Here is an 18551-nt window from a genome sequence, read left to right as displayed (position 1 = left end):
GAAGTGCTTTTTGTTTGATGTTTCGGAAGATCGTACATTAAATGCATAAGCCAGAAATAATAATTGAGGCAAAGCGGTAAAACTGAGATTATGCATATCCTAAACCTAACAGGTTTTGAAAACCTGTTAGGTTTTTTGAATTTCAAAAAAGATGATTTGTTGTACAGCAATTTTACGGAAGTCTTTAAATTCCGGATCTACATTTAATGAATAAATTCTAGCCCGGATAGAAACGGCATCCTTTTTTCGGCGCGGCAGCGAAGCTGCCGCGCCGAAAACTGAAAAAATGAGCTCAAACAATTGCTGCAATCCGGGCTAAATAGGACTTTCTATTTAAATTCAGGGAATAACTGCACTTTGTTGTCCTTCTCAGATTTCAGCATACCAAACAGCAGCAAATAAAATATTTGCAGATCTGTGGGAGAAGAAAAAAACAGTTCAGAGGCTTCCGGCATGACTATCTTTACGAACTTTTTAGCATAAAAATCTGCGTAATCTGCGAAATCCGCGGGATATTTAAAACCACAGCTTTCTTAACTTCTTCATGTTAATAAATAAAAGAATCATATAAAACTACCTTTCATCCAAGCTAAATGGGACTTTCTCTATTTAAATTCATGAAATAACTCCACTTTGTCGTCCTTCTCAGATTTTAACATAAAACAAGCAGCGGAAAAAAATTGCTAATCAGTAGAAGAAGAAAAATCAATTAAATTAAATGCTTCTCGCATGAAAATCTTTACGAAATCTTTTTAGCATAAGATCTGCGTAATCTGCGAAATCCGCGGGATATTTTAAATAATAATTAGTTTAATTTCTTCATGCTAACAATTAAAAGAACCATATAAAACTACCGTACAGGCTGTATACAAATTTGTATCACGTTAATATTTCAATGAACTATTTTTCATAAACAATTTCTGAAAATTTCGCAAAAATCATAGATGATTAAACGTTTACATTTTTTAAATTCGTATAAAAATTAAAGAATATGACTTTTGGAATCGAGGCGGCAAGTTACCATGTACCTTCATTATATTTGGAAATTAAAGATTTAGCAGAAAAAAGAGGAATTGAACCTGCAAAACTGGAAAAAGGACTGGGTTTACACAAAATGGGGTTTCCCGATGTGCATGAAGACGCCGCAACATTGGCAGCAGAAGCGTTGTTGAAATTAATTAAAGATTACCACATTCATCCGAAAGACATTGCAAGAATTTACCTCGGAACAGAAAGTGCGCTTGATGCGGCAAAACCAACGGCAACCTACGCAATGCAGATGGTAGAAAAAGTGTTGGAAGAAGAGTTTGGAGAAAGATGTTTCAGAAACTGTGATGTGGTGGATCTTACTTTCGCCTGTATCGGGGCAGTAGATGCCCTTCATAACTCTCTTGATTTTGTAAGAGTAAATCCGGATAAAAAAGCCATTGTTATCGCAAGCGATTATGCAAAATATGAGCTGGCTTCTCCCGGAGAATATACACAGGGTGGTGGAGCAGTGGCCGTTTTAGTTTCTTCAAAGCCGGATCTCATTGAAATTGAAAATAATTGGGGAGTTGCTACAGAATCGGTTTTTGATTTCTTCAAACCGAGACGCCATTTTAAAAAAGAAAACCTCACCAACGCTCCCGGAAATTTCCCTGAAAAAATTGAAATTTTTACAGATGAACCGGTGTTCGACGGACAATATTCCAATCAATGTTACCAGGACAGAATCAGGGAAGCCTACAACCATTATAAAGAAATTACAGGGAAAAATAAACCTTATGAACACTGGAAATATTTAATTTTCCATCTTCCGTACGCATTTCACGGAAAAAGAGTTTTTACGGAAATTTACAGCCTCGAAAACGGATTATCCTACGAAACGCCTGAAGAGCAAAAGGCAGTTGCCAAATCAGATGAATATATTCAGTTTATTAATGACAAAATTGAAAAATCCCAACACGCATCTTCTGAAATAGGAAATATGTACACCGCTTCAATCTTTATGGCACTACTTTCTGCGTTACAGACTTCTTTTAATGAAAATGAAGAACTGGCAGGAGAAAAGATTGGATTTTTAGGATATGGAAGCGGCTCAAAATCAAAAGTTTTTGCAGGGAAAGTTTCAGAAAACTGGAAAAAAATCGTTTCAAAATGGAATATTTTTGAAGAACTAAAAAAAAGAACAGCCATCGACTTTGAAACCTATGAAAAGCTTCACAAAAAACAATTGGAAAATTCTGTTAATCAAAACTACAAAGGTTTCGGACTGAAATATATAGAACTGGAAAACCCTGTTTTAAATGGAGCAAGGTATTATCATTACCTGAAATAAAAAATGGAAAACTCACATTGGAGGTTATGGGAATAATAAAAATGTTATACTTAAAATCTACTGTAGATTTGGCAGATGTTTGGGCTTTATAATTATAGTAAAAGGGCGAAATATTCGTACGATTTGTGTTTCAGGAAAATCAGACTTTCACAAACCGGTTCACAAACATCGAAGCTACCAATTGCCCGACTGCATTCAGCACAGTTGCCAGAGGATCTACCAAAGTTCCGATTATCATCACGGCTGGAATTGCTTCCTGCGGTAATTTGTACACCGAAATCATCAGCATTTCCCCGATATACCCGCCGTTGGGAATGCCTCCAGCTACGATACTCACGAAAACCGTAATGCCTAAAGCTAAAAGAAGATTCATCGGATCAAAAAAATCTCTCCCGATAATCAGAAAAGCCACATAAATCTTAATGATTGACGACATGGAAGATCCGTTTTTATGAAGCGTCGTTCCGATAGGGATCACAATATTGAAAATCTGACTTGGGATTCCGATCTTTGCTGCTGCCTGTAAATTCGCAGGCATGGTCGCAAAGCTGCTGCAGGTGCTCAGTGCTGTTACAGACGGATAGATTCCGTTTTTCCAGAAATTTTTAACACCATTGATTCCTCCTGCCATAAAAGCATATATTGAAAAGAACAGCAGGAAATAAATGACTCCCGCAATATAATAAAGTCCGAGAGGCTTGGCATAAAACCCAAAAAGCTGAGGCCCCAATGTGGCTACCTGAAATGCAAAATAGGCGCCTAAACCAATGGGAGCTGCCTTCATAATCAACAACAAAAGCTCTTTCATGACTTCATATCCGGAAGCAATAAACATCCTGAAAGATTGTCCTTTTTCTCCTGCTTTTCTTGCTGAAAAACCTGTCATAAAAGCGAAAATAAGTAGGGCAAGCATATTCTGCCGTGAAAAAAGCTGTGTAAATTCACCCACCGTAAAAAAGCTCACAATCCTGTTTCCCCAGCTTTCTTCAGAAGCTACTTCTTCCACAAGTTCTTTACTCCCTGAAACTCCCGAAACCGGAAATAAATAGACGGCGAAGATGGTAAAAACAGCTGCTGTTAAAATAAAAAAAAGAAAGGTAAACGCCATAGTCACCATAATCTTTCCAAACTTTGACGCTTGTTCCAGCGAAGCAATGGAATTGGAAACAGCGAAAAAGACAAGCGGAACAACACTTACAAAAAGTAAATTCAGGAAAATATCTCCTAATGGTTTTATATAATTTACAATTTGGGGAGCAATAATTCCGATAATGCTTCCGGCAACAATTCCAAGAAGCAAAAGCAGGATTCCCGAGTAGTTTTTCAACACTTCTTTCATAGAGCGCTTTTTAATCAAAGATAGCTTTATTTTTAACACTTTATTGTATAAATTTCGTTTCTAAAATCCTTAAATTTGAGTAAAATCGTTTCTATGGCTTATATAGACTACTATAAAATTTTAGGCGTAGATAAAAACGCAAGTCAGGAAGATATCAAAAAAGCATATCGAAAGCTGGCAAGAAAACTGCACCCCGACCTAAATCCCAATGATAAGGAAGCGGAACGGAAATTCAAAGAGATCAATGAGGCCAATGAAGTGCTCAGCAGTCCTGAAAACCGCGCTAAGTACGATAAATATGGCGAAAACTGGAAACACGGCGAGGAATACGAAAAGGCACAACAGCAACAGCAAAGACAGTATCAAAGCTACGGCAATGATAACGGCGGCGGATTTTCCGGAGCAGATTTCGGGGAAGGAGAAGATTTTTCGGATTTTTTCCAGAGTATGTTCGGCGGTGGAGGAGGTTTCGGGAGAAGTTCGAGAGGGAGCGCGTCCGGAAAGTTTAAAGGACAGGATATTCATGCCGAGCTGAATCTAAGCTTAAAGGATGCTGCAACTACACATCAGCAGACTTTTGATATTAACGGGAAAAAGGTGAGAATCACTATTCCGGCTGGTGTTTACGACGGACAGCAGATTAAATTGAAAGGACACGGAAACCCAGGCTATAACGGCGGCCCGAACGGAGATTTGTATATTACCTTCAATATTCCGACCGATCCTGATTTTGAAAGAATAGGGGATGATTTAAAAACCAGAGTTTCCATCGATTTGTACACGGCTGTTTTAGGAGGAGATGTTAAAGTCAATACTCTGGCCGGAAGCGTCAATCTTAAAGTAAAGCCTGAAACCCAAAACGGAATGACCGTAAGGCTGAAAGGAAAAGGATTTCCTGTCTACAAAAAAGAAGGACAATTCGGAGACCTTTTTGTGACCTATGATGTGAAACTGCCTACCAATCTTACCGATAAGCAGAAGCAGCTTTTTGAACAACTAAAAAATTCTTAAGTCATGAATGAAAGAATATCACGGGAAGAACTCGTAAAAATATACAATATTGAAATCACTTTTTTTGATGAACTGGTAGATTCCGGGTTACTGAATATTCAGAAAGAGAATGAAATCCACTATCTGATGTATGAAGACCTGCCGTCTTTTGAAAGATTTGCCAACTGGCATTATGATCTGGAAATCAACCTTCCCGGGCTTGAAGTAATCCACGATATGCTCAGAAAAATGGAAGACCTGAAACAGATAAACCGTGAGCTGATGAATAAGCTTTCTGCCATCAGCAATAAATACGAAGAAGGGAGTTTTTGAGTGAGAGTGTTTTAGAGTATGAGGGTTTAGAGTTTTAGAGGGAGCGTTTGATGTCGATCTTTAAAATGATATTGATCAATGAAAAACTTATCTTTGCTGCAGAATTAATAATATGACTGAAGAGAAAGTAATTATCCTGAAGCCGAAAAGAAAGGATTTTGAAGAAATATATTTCAACGGGAACCAGGGAAGCCTGTTTTTTTCGCCTACTACAAGAGGAAAAACCGTAACCACAATTGTGATCGGTCTTATTTTGGTTATTTTATTTGTTTTCAAAGATGATTTCAGTAAGGAAAAATCCGGGATTTTGTATTTTGTAAGCTTCTTATTCCTGCTTTGCGCAGTTTTTTTATCGGTAAGTATTAATAAAGTTTCAAGATGGAAAAAGCAGGTAGCCCATTATTTAAATAAAATGGAAAACTGCAACATCTACGAGATCAGAATGGATGAAAATTTTTTCACCGTAAATATCGACGGCGATAAAGAGACCAGCGAATGGAAAGATTTTGAGTTTTTCGACAGCAACAATGATTTCATCAGCATCGAAGGGAAATACAGCTATATGTTCCCCAGAAAGTCAATGAACGAGAAAGATTACAGCTACTTAAAACAGATTTTAAAGAAGAATATTAAGGAATAAAAATTTGATCAGCAAATTTTACAAATCCAGATAAAATAAAAACTCAGAACAATTGCTCTGAGTTTTTTTTATGATTGATGGTGACTGATTACTCCAGCCAGCCCATTTCTTTCATCCATTCGTCGTTGTAGATTTTTCCTACATATCGTGAACCGTGGTCGTGAAGAAGCACTACAATTACATCATCTTTCGTGAACTGATCTTTCATCTGTATCAATGAAGCAATGGCACTTCCGGCGGAATATCCGCAGAAAATCCCTTCCTCTTTGGCTAATTTTCTTGCGTAAATGGCACCGTCTTTATCCGTTACTTTTTCAAAATGATCAATAACCGCCATATCATAGTTTTCAGGAAGAATGTCTTCACCAATTCCTTCGGTAATATAGCTGTAGGCATTTTCTAATTTGATTTGTCCTGTCTCATGGATTTCCTTTAAAATGGAACCGTAAGTATCTACACCGATAACTTTGATATTAGGATTTTTCTCTTTGAAGAATGTTCCGCAGCCGGTAATTGTGCCTCCAGTTCCTGCTCCCACTACGAAGTGCGTAAGCTTTCCTTCTGTCTGTTCCCAGATTTCAGGAGCGGTAGATTCGTAATGCGCTGCTCTGTTGGATAAATTATCGTATTGATTAACGTACCATCCGTTTTCCGTTTCCTTAGCAAGTCGCTTAGAAACAGAATAGTAAGAACGCGGATCCGTAGGTTTTACGTCGGTAGGGCAAACAATTACTTCAGCACCTACGGCACGCAGAATATCGCATTTTTCTTTAGATTGTTTTGAATTAGTTACAAAAATACATTTGTATCCTTTGATAATTGCTGCAAGAGCCAGCCCCATCCCTGTATTCCCGGAAGTTCCTTCAATGATAGTACCTCCCGGCTTCAGCCTTCCGTCTTTTTCTGCGTCTTCAATCATTTTCAGGGCCATTCTGTCTTTCACGGAATTTCCCGGATTGAACGTTTCCACCTTTGCCAAAACCAGTGCCTGAAAATCTTCACCCAAAACCTTATTTAGTTTTACAAGTGGTGTATTTCCTATAGTTTCGAGGATGTTGTTTGCGTATTTCATAAATGTTTTTTAAAGCATGGCAAAGATACAGCTTTAAATTTTATTCGCTGGATGATAGCGTCAATTACATGAATAAGTAAATTCATTCTCACCTTTTACTTTCACTTTTTACCAACTTTTAGTTATACTTTATCGCCTTCACAGGAGAAATTTTACTGATGAGATAGCTTGGAATAATTAACGCAAGACCGGAAATAATAAGGATTCCCACAGAGATAGAGATAATCATAAGCGGATTAAGATCTACAGGAACCGTGCTTACGTAATAGTTTTCAGGATTTAGTTTGATAATGCCGAAAATTTTCTGGATTAAAATCAGTCCCAATCCGATTACATTTCCATATAAAAGTCCGGGAACCATAATGATTAAAGTATAGTTGATAAATGTAGCCCTGATCTGGGAATTGCTGGCGCCAAGTGTTTTAAGAAGGCCGATGGAATTGGTTCTTTCGATAATCAGGATTAAAAGAACCATGATTATGTTGATAACCACAACAATCAGCATGATGATGATAATCAAAGCAATGTTGGTATCGAAAATACTGATCCAGTCGGTAATCTGCGGAAATTTCTCAGTTGCTTTTTCTGCGTAATTTTTATATCCGATCAGTTTTTCAATTTCAGGAAAATCAGCATCAGCATCATTTACATTTTTAAAGAAAATATCAATTCCGCCTGCTTCGTCAGGTTTCATATCCTGAATTTTACGAACATGGTTAATATCTCCGATAACGAACTGATCGTCAATCATTTTAATATCCGTTCTATAGATTCCCAGGACTTCAAATTTTCTATAGATAGGCTGTTGGTCGGCTTTTGAAAATACGGTAACGATGCTGTCCTTTACCTTCAGATGAAGGTCTTTTGCTGTTTTTTCAGAGATTACTACGCCATTGTTGTAGCCTTTTTCAGTGACCTGCGGAGTGGTTCCGGAGATCAGGAATTTCTTAAATCTCAGGCTGTCGAAATCCTTTCCGATTCCTTTGAAAATAATACCTGCAAAATTATGTTCATTCCGCATAATTCCTGTAATCATGGCGTATTTCTGAACACTTGCCACATCAGGGATTTCCTTTATTTTTTTTATATCAAGTCCCTGATTATCGAGTACGGATGTATTGTAGGAAGAGTTTGATCTTGTGGATCTTACGGTAATGTGGCCGCTGAAATCTGCCAGTCTTTCTTTAATAGCTTTTTTAGAACCGAATCCTGTGGATACGGTGATTAAAGAAACAATGATTCCCAATGCTACCGAAAGCCTTCCAATGAAGATGATAACCCGTGAGAGGTTATTTTTGTTATCTTTGGAGAACGCTATTTTTCTAGAGAAATATAAAGGAAATTTCAAGCTTATGAATTTAGATCTCAAAATTAAAAATTTACTTCTTATTTGCCTAATTTTTTTAGGAGTATTCCATCAATATCATTCTCAATCCAAACCTTTGGAAGGTTTTAAAACAGGAGCCGATCAGCCGGAGGTGTATTTGCCTTTGCTAAAGGGTAAAACAATAGGTGTGGTAACCAATCAGACCGGATTGATGAGCGACAGAACGCACGTTGTCGATTTTTTGGTGAAAAACGGAATTAAAATTAAATCTATTTTCGCTCCGGAACATGGCTTCAGAGGAGACGCAGATGCCGGTGAAAAGGTAAAAAACGGAGTTGATGTAAAAACAGGAATTCCTATCATTTCTCTTTATGGAAACAATAAAAAGCCGAAACCTGACCAATTAAAAGGGATCGATATTGTAGTTTTTGATATACAGGATGTTGGAGTGCGGTTCTATACTTATATTTCTACACTAACCTATCTGATGGAAGCCGGCGCAGAAAATAATGTTGAGGTAATGGTGCTTGATCGCCCGAATCCGCATGACGGATATATTGACGGCCCTGTCCTGAATAAAAAATGGACAAGTTTTGTGGGAATGCATGAAGTGCCCGTCGTTTATGGTCTCACGATCGGGGAGTACGGAAAAATGGTTAACGGGGAAAAATGGCTGGAAAAAGGAGCTCAGGCTAAATATACTTTAATTCCGATGAAAGATTATCATAAAAAATTAAGGTATCCGATGCTGGAGAAGCCTTCGCCTAATTTACCCAACGAAAAATCAGTCAACCTCTATCCAAGCCTTTGCTTTTTTGAAGGAACGCAGGTTTCCGTAGGACGGGGAACTGATCTTCCTTTCCAGATTTACGGATCTCCATGGACGAAAAGTCTGCCTTACCAATTTACACCGAAACCCAATTTTGGCGCCAAAGATCCTTTCCTGAACGGAAAACTTTGTTATGGTGAAAACCTTTCGGATTATCCGCAGGATTTAAGGGAACTCAACATAGAATGGGTTATCAAAACCTATCAAAACTATAAAAATCGGGAACTGGGCTTTTTCCTGAAGCCTTCATCCGGCAAAAATTTCTGGTTTGATACCTTAGCAGGAAATGATACGCTGAGAAAACAAATTATTGCCGGAAAATCCATCCATGAGATTAAAGCATCCTGGAAGCCAGGCCTGGAAAAGTTTGAGAAAATCAGAAAAAAATACGTAATCTACGAAGATTGATAGGGTAATGGGAAATCGTAATTTCAGCTTGAATTAAAAAAAATTCATAGTGGACCACTCACATTTAATCAAAATTCTGAGGTGGGGTTTTGTCGTCTTTGCCTTTATTCATAATCAATAAACCAAGAGACAAACCGATTACTCCCGCAGCACCGATCATTAAAGCTCTTTCCAGTTTATCTGCCTGATCATTGCCGAGGTAATTCATCAGAAAGAGAATGATGAAGGTGATTGCACAAAGAATGAGATGGTTTCTTCCGAATAGTTTCATTGGAATTTATTTTAGCTTATAAGAAATCATGACACCTCCTCTGTAAGGAAGTATTTCACCGCTTCTGTTGAATTTGTTATCTTTTCTGTCGTAGCGTTCCCCGGTGGTTCTGTCGTACCCTTTATAAAAATCCTGTGAAGTTCCAATAGTTCCATACAGATCAATATTCCATCTGTCGGAAACTTTGAACTGATATCCCAGCGTAACACCGAAAATTATCGAATAACCTTTCTGGTAAAGATTGGAACTTGTGAAGACTTCGCCATAATCATTATAATACGGTTCATCCGGCCAGTAATTCCATTTCTGTAAGGTAAAAGCTGATGTAGCAATATTGGCTCCCACATAAAAATGCCTGAACGCTTCATTAAAATAATATCTTCCTTCGGCTGATATCGAATAATACTGTAGCTCGTGACCGTCAAAAGATTTCCAGGGAGAGATGAGAACGTCGCCCTGTACGGTAAATTTTTTGCTGAGCTGATGTTCGAGGGCAAGGTTAACAATTCCGATAGGGATAAAAAGGGCATTGCCTTTTATATAAACACTTGTTTTATTGTTGTTTTCCTGCTCCTGGGCGTTTAAATTTATGATTCCAAAAAGAACAAGGAATGCTGCAAATAGTCTCATCTTCATTATTTCTTATTGATTTGTTGTAACAATGCATTTGCTAATGCAGAATCTTTCTGTGCCTGGGTAGCCATATTTCTTGATATTTCTGCGTAGGCTTTAGCCTGTTCTTTGTTTCCTGTTGATAAATACAGTTTCGCTAAAATGTAGGTGTTTTCGGAAGTTTCGCCGCGCATAACAGATTTTTCAGCCCATTCTACAGCTTTTTTCAGAGAGGCAGGATTGGTGATGTGTTCGGAAAATATCCATGCTGCTTTTAATAATTCATTAGGTTCAAAAGCTTCTGAATTTCTGTAATAAGCAAGTGCTGCTTTTTCATATTCCGGGAAATTTGCGTTTTGTTCGTAATAGCTTAATTTAACCTGGTTAAGCTTTACTTCCGCATCATGCTTTCCTACAAGAGGCTCAGCGGTTTTCATGAAATAATCTTCATTAATTCTTTTATTTTGCTTGTCGATAGACTGCTCAACAACTTTTCCCAATTTAATCTGATTATCGAATTCACGATAAGTTTCTTCAGGTAAAAATTTAATGATTTCTGATTTTCTTTCGGTGAATACGTTATAGTTTTTGTCCTCAGAAGATTTGAGGAAGTAGAGTAAAAGACCTACATCATCTTTTGTAAATTCGGATGTTTTTTCTTTGTTTTCAAAATATCTTTCTGAAGCTTTTTTAGCAAAATCAAAATCTGAAGAGGAATTGAGCTTCATAATATTGATCAGGAATTCAGGGTCTTTTTCCCCTTTTTCAAAACGTTCTTTTAAAGAGCTTTTTTTGTTGTTGGGTGAACTTATGCCCTGTGCCATGGTGAGAAACATACTTTCTTCCATGTATCCGTAATTTTGGGAAACAAGCTCTCCGTCGCCATTCAGGAAAAGATAAGTGGGATAAGAGCGTACACCGTATTTTGCAGCAATTTCTCTCCCTTCTCCTTTTTCCATATCAAATCTGGCATTCACAAAATTAGCATTAAAATAATCTCCAACTGATTTTTTGGTAAAAATATTTTTTTCCATCATCTTGCACGGACCGCACCAGGAAGTGTAGGCATCTATAAATACGATCTTGTTTTCTTTCTTTGCCTTTGAAATAAGATCTTTAAACGGCAGCTCCTGAAACTGAATGGCCTCCTGGGCAAATGCCATAATCACTGAAAATAAAAATAAAACGGAAACAATCTTCTTCATTTTTCAATAAAAATTTGAAAAGCGAATATACTTATTTTATGCTTACAATCATTTAGAAAACAAAAGTTATCAACAGTGTAGTTCTTGTTAAAAAGTGAAATGACATTTATTTTTCGTGCATTTTGTAAGATTTATCAGTAAGAATTTTTAAAGATAATATGGAAATTAATGTTATTCTTGATAATTGATAATGCAATATGTGTTAATTATCAGGAATTATCATTACTGTGTGAATATTAATTTAATTTAAATTTTTATTAATAATATGTAATGAAAAATTAACTTTTGTTGATTAATATTTAATAAAATGATTATAAATTTGCATATACTTAAAAAAACAAAAATGATGTTATCCTTATAGTTCTATATTCTAGATAGAAAAATTCTTCGTTGCAATTTCATTTTATAAATATACACATATGCGAAATTTAATTTTAGTTGCCTGTTTAGGGATTGGGACAAATTTTTTATTTTCTCAGCAAACTTTAGAGAAAAAAAATATTTATTTCCCGATGGATGAAAGACTTGTAGAAAGAAAAATGATTACTGATCCTATTGAAGATACTCTTCTGATGGACCGGTTTAGTAAGCTTCCTTTCTATAAAGTATCTTTTACAGAAAAGGATCTTCCTTATGCCAGTAAAGAGCATTATTATTTTCCAACAGATGAAATTTCTTTATCTGTTCCTGGTTTGGTTGATTATCAGACGGCTTATATTCCTGATATTTATTCAAATACAGAGAAAGTAAGCTACAATCGTACTACAAATTTGCTCGAGCTCACTATGCGTAATAAACATAATCTTGTTATTGGGGATTATGTAATGCTTGAGAACAAAGACGGCGTTAAGTTGGAATCCATGGTTGAAGCAATTCCCAATGAGTTTACCTTTTCTGTAAAAAATAACCTTCCTAAATCCTATTCTTATTTTGTAAGAGGTAAAAAAGTTCCGGATCTAAAGCACCTTGACAGGGATGAACTGATTATTCTAAATATGAGGGTCAGCCAGCTTTTAGAGCTCAACATGAAAGAATGGGCTAAAAGAACAGAATTGCTGGAAGAAAAAGTAGAATCTCTGGAAAAAGAGCTGCGAAGAATCACAAATACTTTAAATAAATTAAGATGATCATGAACCGTCTATTAACAACCTTATTATTACTATTGACTTCAATTTCCTTTTTCGGACAGGATTATAAACATGAAGTTGGTGTAAATGCTTACTATGAAAGGGTTAACCACACGTATTTAAAGTTTTCCGGATTACAAAAGCAGAATTTGTTATATAAAGGGGCTTTTTCTGTTCAGATAAGCTATAATTATCATATAGATCCTTTATTAAGCCTAAGGACGGGAGTGAGCTATAGTGAGAGAGGTTTCACCACCGAAAATACAGATTATTCTTCCAAATACATTCAAATACCTTTGCATTTAGGATTTGATGTGTATAAAAACAGATATATACAGTTAACTCCTTATGCGGGAGGCTATGCTGGTATCCCTTTAGAATCAAGTAAAACAATAAAGGATAATTTCTTCTCCATACCTGTTGACAGTAAAAAAGTAGATTTTGGAGTGGAAGCCGGAATCAATATCGGATTTAAGCTGAATGATGTTTATTCTGTAAGCCTGATCCCAAGAATGCAGATTGGGCTGTCCAATGTTTATCAGGAGTTTCATTATGAGAAAAGAGGAAATATAGCTTATTCAATTGGCTTAGGAATAATCAGAAAAATATAAAATCTATGAATATATTAAGAAGAATAAAGGTATTGGCATTAATCATTACCCTTGGTGTACTGATGAATTGCAACAGGGATGAAGATTCGGTGTTGCTGAAATTTTTAGGGGAATATACTGTTAATGACTCCTGTGGGTCTTCCACAACAGTTTATACCATGAAAATTAGTGAAAAAAATGAAAATCAGAACGAAGTTTATCTTGAAAACTTCGGGGGGTATGGTTCAACAATAAAGGCAACTGTGAGCAGCAATAATCCGGATAAATTAATTATTGATGATTATGCAGATAATTTATATGTTGTAGGAGAAGGTACCATTAATAATGAAAGAAACCAGATTGTCTTCACTTATGATACAAGTAATAACGGGACATCTATTAGCTGCAGTTCGGTTGCCAAAAAATAATACATTGCGATGAGAAAAAAATTATATTCGTTCGGTATTGTGCTGTTTTCCGGTATAATTCCCTTAAGCTTTGCACAATCACAAAGCGTCTACACAATCCAGGAAATGAGCGAAGAATCAGAAAATCTGGATATCAACACTTACAGGCTTTATCCTGAAAAAAAATCCGGCGACGAGCTTGCAGTGGTATTGTATCCCAATCCTGTAGATGATTTGCTGAACGTGAGAATATCTCGGTCTAAAGGAGACAAAATATCCTATAACCTTGTAGATATATCCGGAAAGTTAGTTGCGTCAAAAATCGAAGACACTTCCAATTTTAGCATCAATATGGTTAATCTTATTTCCGGAGTATATCTTCTTGTTATACAGGATGAAACATCTAAAAAAACATTTAAAGTAATAAAGAAATAAAAAAAAATAAATGATGAAATTATACAAATATGCTGTAGTATTACTATTCATTAGTGCAGCTCATAAAGTAAAAGCCCAGGAAAGGCCTTACAATAGCATGATCTTCAGATCTCAAATCTTCGATAATAGCCATCAGCCTGTTAAAAATGAAAAACTAAATATAGAAGTCGAGCTCTTTACCAAGGACAAAGTTTGGTATTCGGAAAAGCAGCAGATTAATACCAATAACGAAGGATATATTTTTATACCAGTAGGTAAAGGATCCTCAATAACCGGAAATTTCAGCGAAATTCCTTTCAGCAATCAGGAAATCAGTTTAAGGATAAAATATAAAGTATTAAACAGCAACGGTACCCCTACAGGAGAATATGTGCAGCTTCAGTCAACAGACTTGTATGCTGTTCCTTATGCTTTTCATGCACTTACGGCAGAATCTCTCACTGATAAAACAAATCCCGGGCAGGTATCAGGGAACAATGAACCGGATAACTCATCCTCAAATCAGGCATCCAAAGGAAACACCTGGTCTGTATATGGAAATAAATACATTGGTATGAGAGGAGGCTTTCTGGGTACGGTAGATAACTCGCCGTTAAACTTTAAAACCAATAACCAGACGAGAATCAATATTACACCGGATGGGAAAATCAACTTTTTAGGAGACATTAATCTGGGGAATACAAATACACTTACGGTTACCAACCTTACAACACAAAATATTACCGCCAACAATGCGTCGGTTACCAATTTAACTGCGCAAACGGGAGTGATAGAATCAACGGCACAATCAACAAATCCTGATACGGGAGCACTTATTGTAAAAGGAGGTGCAGGAATCAAGAAGAACCTTAATGTCGGCGAAAATCTTACCGTATATAACAGTACAAACCTGATGGGTACTGTTAAGGCTAATAGTACTGCCCAGTTTATGGAAAAAGCAGATTTTGAGAAACAGGTGAAAATAAATGATGCCTCAGAATCAAATATACTTAATGAAGGTTCCTTAGTAACTGCGGGTGGTGCTTCCGTTGCAAAAAATCTTAATGTTGGAGGAAATGTGAAATTGTCTGGAAACACTATAGTTAATCAGAATCTTGAAATAGGGCAAAACACTAAAATAAACGGTATTGAAAATGCGACTAACAAAGACCACGGAGCTTTAATCATTGAATCCGGAGGGCTTGGTGTTGAAAAGGATATTGTTGCTGGCGGAAACATTAAATCCAATACCAATATAATAGCAGATAATAACCTTACCGTAGCAAATACTGCCAATCTTAATACCCTTAACGTTGCAGGAAACAGTACAACCAATGGAATTACAAAAATAACAAACAACAGTTTTTCCACTACTCCCACAGAAGGTGCTTTAGTCGTGCAGGGAGGTGTAGGAATTGGCGAAAATCTTAATGTAGCCCAGAATGCCAAAATAACAGGAACACTTACAGCTACCAATTTGGCCGTTAATAACGCATTGCAAATTTCAGGAACAGCAGATGCAGTAGACCAAAATTCAGGAGCACTTATTGTAACCGACGGAGGTTTAGGAGTAGAAAAAAGCATCTATTCCGGAAAAAATATTACTGCAATTGAAAATATTACTGCCAACAAAAACCTTGCTTCATTACACAATACCAACGTAGGGCAAAATCTTTCTGTAGGAGCAAATACCACAACAAACACCTTAAATGTAAATGCCGCTTCCACTCTTGGAGGAATTACCACCATCACCAACGGAACAACTTCAACAAGCCCAGCCACAGGGGCATTAGTTGTAGCAGGAGGTCTGGGAGTAAATGAAAGCATTAATGCCGGACAAAACATTAATGCCGGCGGTAATCTTAATGTAGCACAAAATGCAAATATTAACGGAGCACTTACAGCGAGTAATCTCACCCTTACAAATGCTCTGCAAATCAATGGAACTGCAGATGCAGTAGACCAGAACTCAGGAGCGCTTATCGTAACAGATGGCGGATTGGGAGTTGAAAAAAGCATCTATTCCGGGAAAAATATTACTGCGGTTCAAGATATTACAGCCAATAAAAATCTTACTTCCTTACAGAATACCAACGTCGGGCAAAATCTTTCTGTAGGAGCAAATACCACAACAAACACTTTAAATGTAAATGCAGCTTCTACGCTTGGTGGGATTACCACTATTACCAACGGAACACTTTCAACAAGCCCTTCAACCGGAGCACTGGTTGTCGGTGGAGGTTTAGGAGTCAATGAAAACATTAATGTAGGGCAGAACCTGAATGTTACAAAAGACACCAATCTCAACGGGAACTTATACACCAGCAAGCTAAGCACATTTAATGACAATGCTACATTTAACAAGCAGGTGGAAATTAAAAGCACGGTGGATGAAGATAATAATAAGGCATTGGAAATAGACGGAGGCGCTATCGTAGGAAAAAGGCTCCACGTTAAATCTACCTTAAACCAGCCTTATGGAGATTTCACCAATGCTGCTTTGAAAGTCGACGGTGGAGCAATCATTAATGGAAATTTATCTGTATTAGGGAAAGTTTTTGCCCAAAATGCAACAGTGAATACGCTTACCCCATTATCGGTAGATACATATACATATTACAGCAACCCTTATCAACAGCCACTTTTAAATAATACCGGGTATGGGCCTGATAACCTCATTGATTCCTATGCCCTTAAAGTAAACGCCGTAGACCAGGGAATCGCTATTAAAGTAAACAAACATGCAGAAAGTAATTACGGAGCAGCACAAGGAGCAGAAAATTCCGTAGATGCTACTACAGGAAATAACTTTATTTCATTCTGGAACAGAGATGGAAAAATGGTTGGAAGAATAGAAGGGGAAAATCTTTCAGAACTCGTTAATAAGAATGATGAATATTTAAGAACAGCTGAAAAGAAGAGATTAGAAACGGAAAAAGCAGTGCTTTTGGGAGTTTTTAGAGGAATTGAAAATACTCTTCAGCTAATAGAAACAGAAAAATCTTCATTAACCGCGGCCACGTCTGCTGCGCTTACTGGTGGTGCGGCCATTGCACAAGCTGAAAAAGCACAAAAAGAAGCGAGCGCACAGGCTCAGATTCTTGCTAAAGTCGGTGCTTACGTTACCGATATAGCAATTTCAGCACAGAAAATCCAGGTGTATGATGATCAGTTAACGTTTATGAGAAACACAGTAGGTGTTAAATACTCTTCCAGTGCCGGAGATTATGCAGAATATCTGGAGCTGATGGATTATAACGATAGTAAAAAACTGATTCCTGCACAGGTAGTAGGAGTTAAAGGAGGAAAAATTTCTCTTAGAACAGATGATTGTGACAAGATTATGATCATTTCTATGAATCCTGCCGTGGTAGGAAAGCAACCGTCGAAAGAAAACGAATTTAAATTTAAGCCGATAGCTTTTATGGGGCAGGTGCCGGTATTTATCCTCAACAGAGCCAAAATCGGCGACTATGTAATCCCATCAGGAAACAATGACGGATATGCAATTGCAAAATCACCGGACGATATGACCATTGACGACTACAAAAAAATTATAGGTATTGCATGGGAAGAAACAAATGCTTCCAAAACCATCAATGTGGCAGTAGGGATCAATACCAATGACGTAGTAGATCTGATAAAAAAACAAGGCGAAAAAATAAATGTTTTAGAGGAAAAGATCAGTCGTATAGAAAAATACCTGACTCAAAATTCCGGAAATACGTTCAGCATCCAGGAATCTGATCAAAAAGCTGATAACCCGGAAAAGCTTTTATACTCTAAAATCGCACAAGACCTGCAAACAAACCCGGATTTTCAGAAATTAACTTCAAAAATTGCAGAAAATCTTAAAGCTAAAAAAATCAGCACACTGAAAAATCAGGATCTTTATATTGAGAATGAAATCAATAATTATTTTGCAGGAATGTTCTTTGATAAAAAGTTTAATGATGATTTAAATGAAAATGAGAAGGAGCTTATGAAAATCTATTTCAGAGGTATTAAAGAAAACATTAAAAGCATTTTGCAATAAACTGAAATATTTTTCCTAAATAATTGTAGTTTTAGATTTTAAATTAAACTATTATGATGAAACAAGCTCTTTTGGGTGAATTCCTGCACGAAGCAGAAAACACCCGTAACTTACTGAAAGCAATTCCGGATAATGCGCTGCCGTACAGGCCGCAGCCTCATCTCTGGTCTGTTGCAGAACTCGCATCTCACATAGCCGAAGTTTATAATTGGTATGAGGTAACCTTTAATCAGGATGCTTTAGATATGTCAGAATATAAATATGACAAAGGAGATATTTCCAAGGCAGAAAACATTTTGGCTAAATTTGAAGAAAATGTACAGAATGCTAAATCAGCGATAGAAAAATCAGACGAAAACGCATACATGAATGAGTGGAAAATGACAATGGGAGGTTCAGAACCTATTTTTCCGCCAATGCCAAAGGTACAGGTAATTAGAGGTTTTCTCTATAACCATCTTTATCATCACCGTGGTGAGCTTGTATCACATCTAAGGGCAACAGGAAATAAAGTTCCTTCTTTGTATGGGCCAAATTATGAAGAATCTCAAATGACTACTCCATAATAACAAATTTTAATTAATAAATGAAGCCGTTTCATAATTTTGAAACGGCTTTTTTAATGATGTAT

The 18551-nt window shown here is 36.8% G+C and carries 17 protein-coding genes; 11 read left to right on the top strand and 6 right to left on the bottom strand.

What is annotated here, in order from left to right:
• Positions 1-991: 991 nt before the first annotated feature.
• Positions 992-2320 (top strand): hydroxymethylglutaryl-CoA synthase family protein, encoded by a 1329-nt coding sequence (locus SOP96_RS10060; RefSeq protein ID WP_326320849.1) that lies wholly within the window; start codon positions 992-994, stop codon positions 2318-2320.
• A 139-nt stretch (positions 2321-2459) separates the two neighbouring features.
• Here the strand turns inward: SOP96_RS10060 and SOP96_RS10055 are convergent, their stop codons facing one another.
• Positions 2460-3659 (bottom strand): dicarboxylate/amino acid:cation symporter, encoded by a 1200-nt coding sequence (locus SOP96_RS10055; protein ID WP_326320848.1) that lies wholly within the window; start codon positions 3657-3659, stop codon positions 2460-2462.
• A gap of 93 nt (positions 3660-3752) precedes the next feature.
• Between SOP96_RS10055 and SOP96_RS10050 the strand changes: the two genes are divergently transcribed.
• The 3 genes from SOP96_RS10050 (at position 3753) to SOP96_RS10040 (ending at position 5622) form a co-directional block, all read left to right on the top strand.
• Entirely contained in the window at positions 3753-4670 is a 918-nt protein-coding gene (locus SOP96_RS10050; RefSeq protein WP_326320847.1) for a J domain-containing protein, read from the top strand.
• Between the two features lie 3 nt (positions 4671-4673).
• A complete protein-coding gene (locus tag SOP96_RS10045; RefSeq protein WP_326320846.1) occupies positions 4674-4982 on the top strand; it encodes a chaperone modulator CbpM in 309 nt (102 codons plus the stop codon).
• A 112-nt stretch (positions 4983-5094) separates the two neighbouring features.
• Complete coding sequence (locus SOP96_RS10040) at positions 5095-5622, top strand: hypothetical protein (protein WP_326320845.1); 528 nt, start codon at positions 5095-5097, stop codon at positions 5620-5622.
• 88 nt (positions 5623-5710) lie between these two features.
• Here SOP96_RS10040 and SOP96_RS10035 read toward each other — a convergent pair whose 3' ends face one another.
• Together SOP96_RS10035 and SOP96_RS10030 are read right to left on the bottom strand one after the other, a co-directional pair.
• Positions 5711-6694, bottom strand: a complete 984-nt coding sequence (locus SOP96_RS10035; RefSeq protein WP_326320844.1) for a PLP-dependent cysteine synthase family protein — start codon at positions 6692-6694, stop codon at positions 5711-5713.
• Positions 6695-6812: 118 nt separating this feature from the next.
• Positions 6813-8042, bottom strand: coding sequence for an ABC transporter permease (locus tag SOP96_RS10030; protein WP_326320843.1), 1230 nt, complete (start codon positions 8040-8042; stop codon positions 6813-6815).
• Positions 8043-8046: 4 nt separating this feature from the next.
• Between SOP96_RS10030 and SOP96_RS10025 the strand changes: the two genes are divergently transcribed.
• Positions 8047-9258, top strand: a complete 1212-nt coding sequence (locus SOP96_RS10025) for an exo-beta-N-acetylmuramidase NamZ family protein (protein WP_326320842.1) — start codon at positions 8047-8049, stop codon at positions 9256-9258.
• 64 nt (positions 9259-9322) lie between these two features.
• On the opposite strand, the gene SOP96_RS10020 is transcribed toward SOP96_RS10025, so the two are convergent.
• Genes SOP96_RS10020 through SOP96_RS10010 form a run of 3 tightly spaced genes read right to left on the bottom strand, consistent with a single transcriptional unit; the run spans position 9323 to position 11346 of the window.
• Positions 9323-9529: a hypothetical protein gene (locus tag SOP96_RS10020; RefSeq protein WP_326320841.1), complete on the bottom strand. Its 207-nt coding sequence runs from the start codon at positions 9527-9529 to the stop codon at positions 9323-9325.
• 6 nt (positions 9530-9535) lie between these two features.
• Positions 9536-10159: a DUF3575 domain-containing protein gene (locus SOP96_RS10015; protein WP_326320840.1), complete on the bottom strand. Its 624-nt coding sequence runs from the start codon at positions 10157-10159 to the stop codon at positions 9536-9538.
• Positions 10160-10164: 5 nt separating this feature from the next.
• Complete coding sequence (locus SOP96_RS10010) at positions 10165-11346, bottom strand: thioredoxin family protein (RefSeq protein WP_326320839.1); 1182 nt, start codon at positions 11344-11346, stop codon at positions 10165-10167.
• A gap of 512 nt (positions 11347-11858) precedes the next feature.
• Here SOP96_RS10010 and SOP96_RS10005 point away from each other — a divergent pair.
• Genes SOP96_RS10005 through SOP96_RS09980 form a run of 6 tightly spaced genes read left to right on the top strand, consistent with a single transcriptional unit; the run spans position 11859 to position 18486 of the window.
• Positions 11859-12473: a hypothetical protein gene (locus SOP96_RS10005; protein WP_326320838.1), complete on the top strand. Its 615-nt coding sequence runs from the start codon at positions 11859-11861 to the stop codon at positions 12471-12473.
• A gap of 2 nt (positions 12474-12475) precedes the next feature.
• A complete protein-coding gene (locus tag SOP96_RS10000; RefSeq protein ID WP_326320837.1) occupies positions 12476-13084 on the top strand; it encodes an outer membrane beta-barrel protein in 609 nt (202 codons plus the stop codon).
• A 5-nt stretch (positions 13085-13089) separates the two neighbouring features.
• Positions 13090-13491, top strand: coding sequence for a hypothetical protein (locus SOP96_RS09995; protein WP_326320836.1), 402 nt, complete (start codon positions 13090-13092; stop codon positions 13489-13491).
• A 9-nt stretch (positions 13492-13500) separates the two neighbouring features.
• Positions 13501-13905 carry a T9SS type A sorting domain-containing protein gene (locus SOP96_RS09990; protein ID WP_326320835.1) on the top strand — a complete coding sequence of 135 codons (405 nt, stop codon included), beginning with the start codon at positions 13501-13503 and terminating at the stop codon, positions 13903-13905.
• A 10-nt stretch (positions 13906-13915) separates the two neighbouring features.
• Positions 13916-17920 carry a hypothetical protein gene (locus tag SOP96_RS09985; protein ID WP_326320834.1) on the top strand — a complete coding sequence of 1335 codons (4005 nt, stop codon included), beginning with the start codon at positions 13916-13918 and terminating at the stop codon, positions 17918-17920.
• Positions 17921-17973: 53 nt separating this feature from the next.
• Entirely contained in the window at positions 17974-18486 is a 513-nt protein-coding gene (locus SOP96_RS09980; RefSeq protein WP_326320833.1) for a DinB family protein, read from the top strand.
• Positions 18487-18551: the final 65 nt, after the last annotated feature.

This window comes from Chryseobacterium salviniae (assembly GCF_035819015.1).
Classification (GTDB): domain Bacteria; phylum Bacteroidota; class Bacteroidia; order Flavobacteriales; family Weeksellaceae; genus Chryseobacterium; species Chryseobacterium salviniae.
This window is presented reverse-complemented; position numbering and strand designations above follow the sequence as displayed.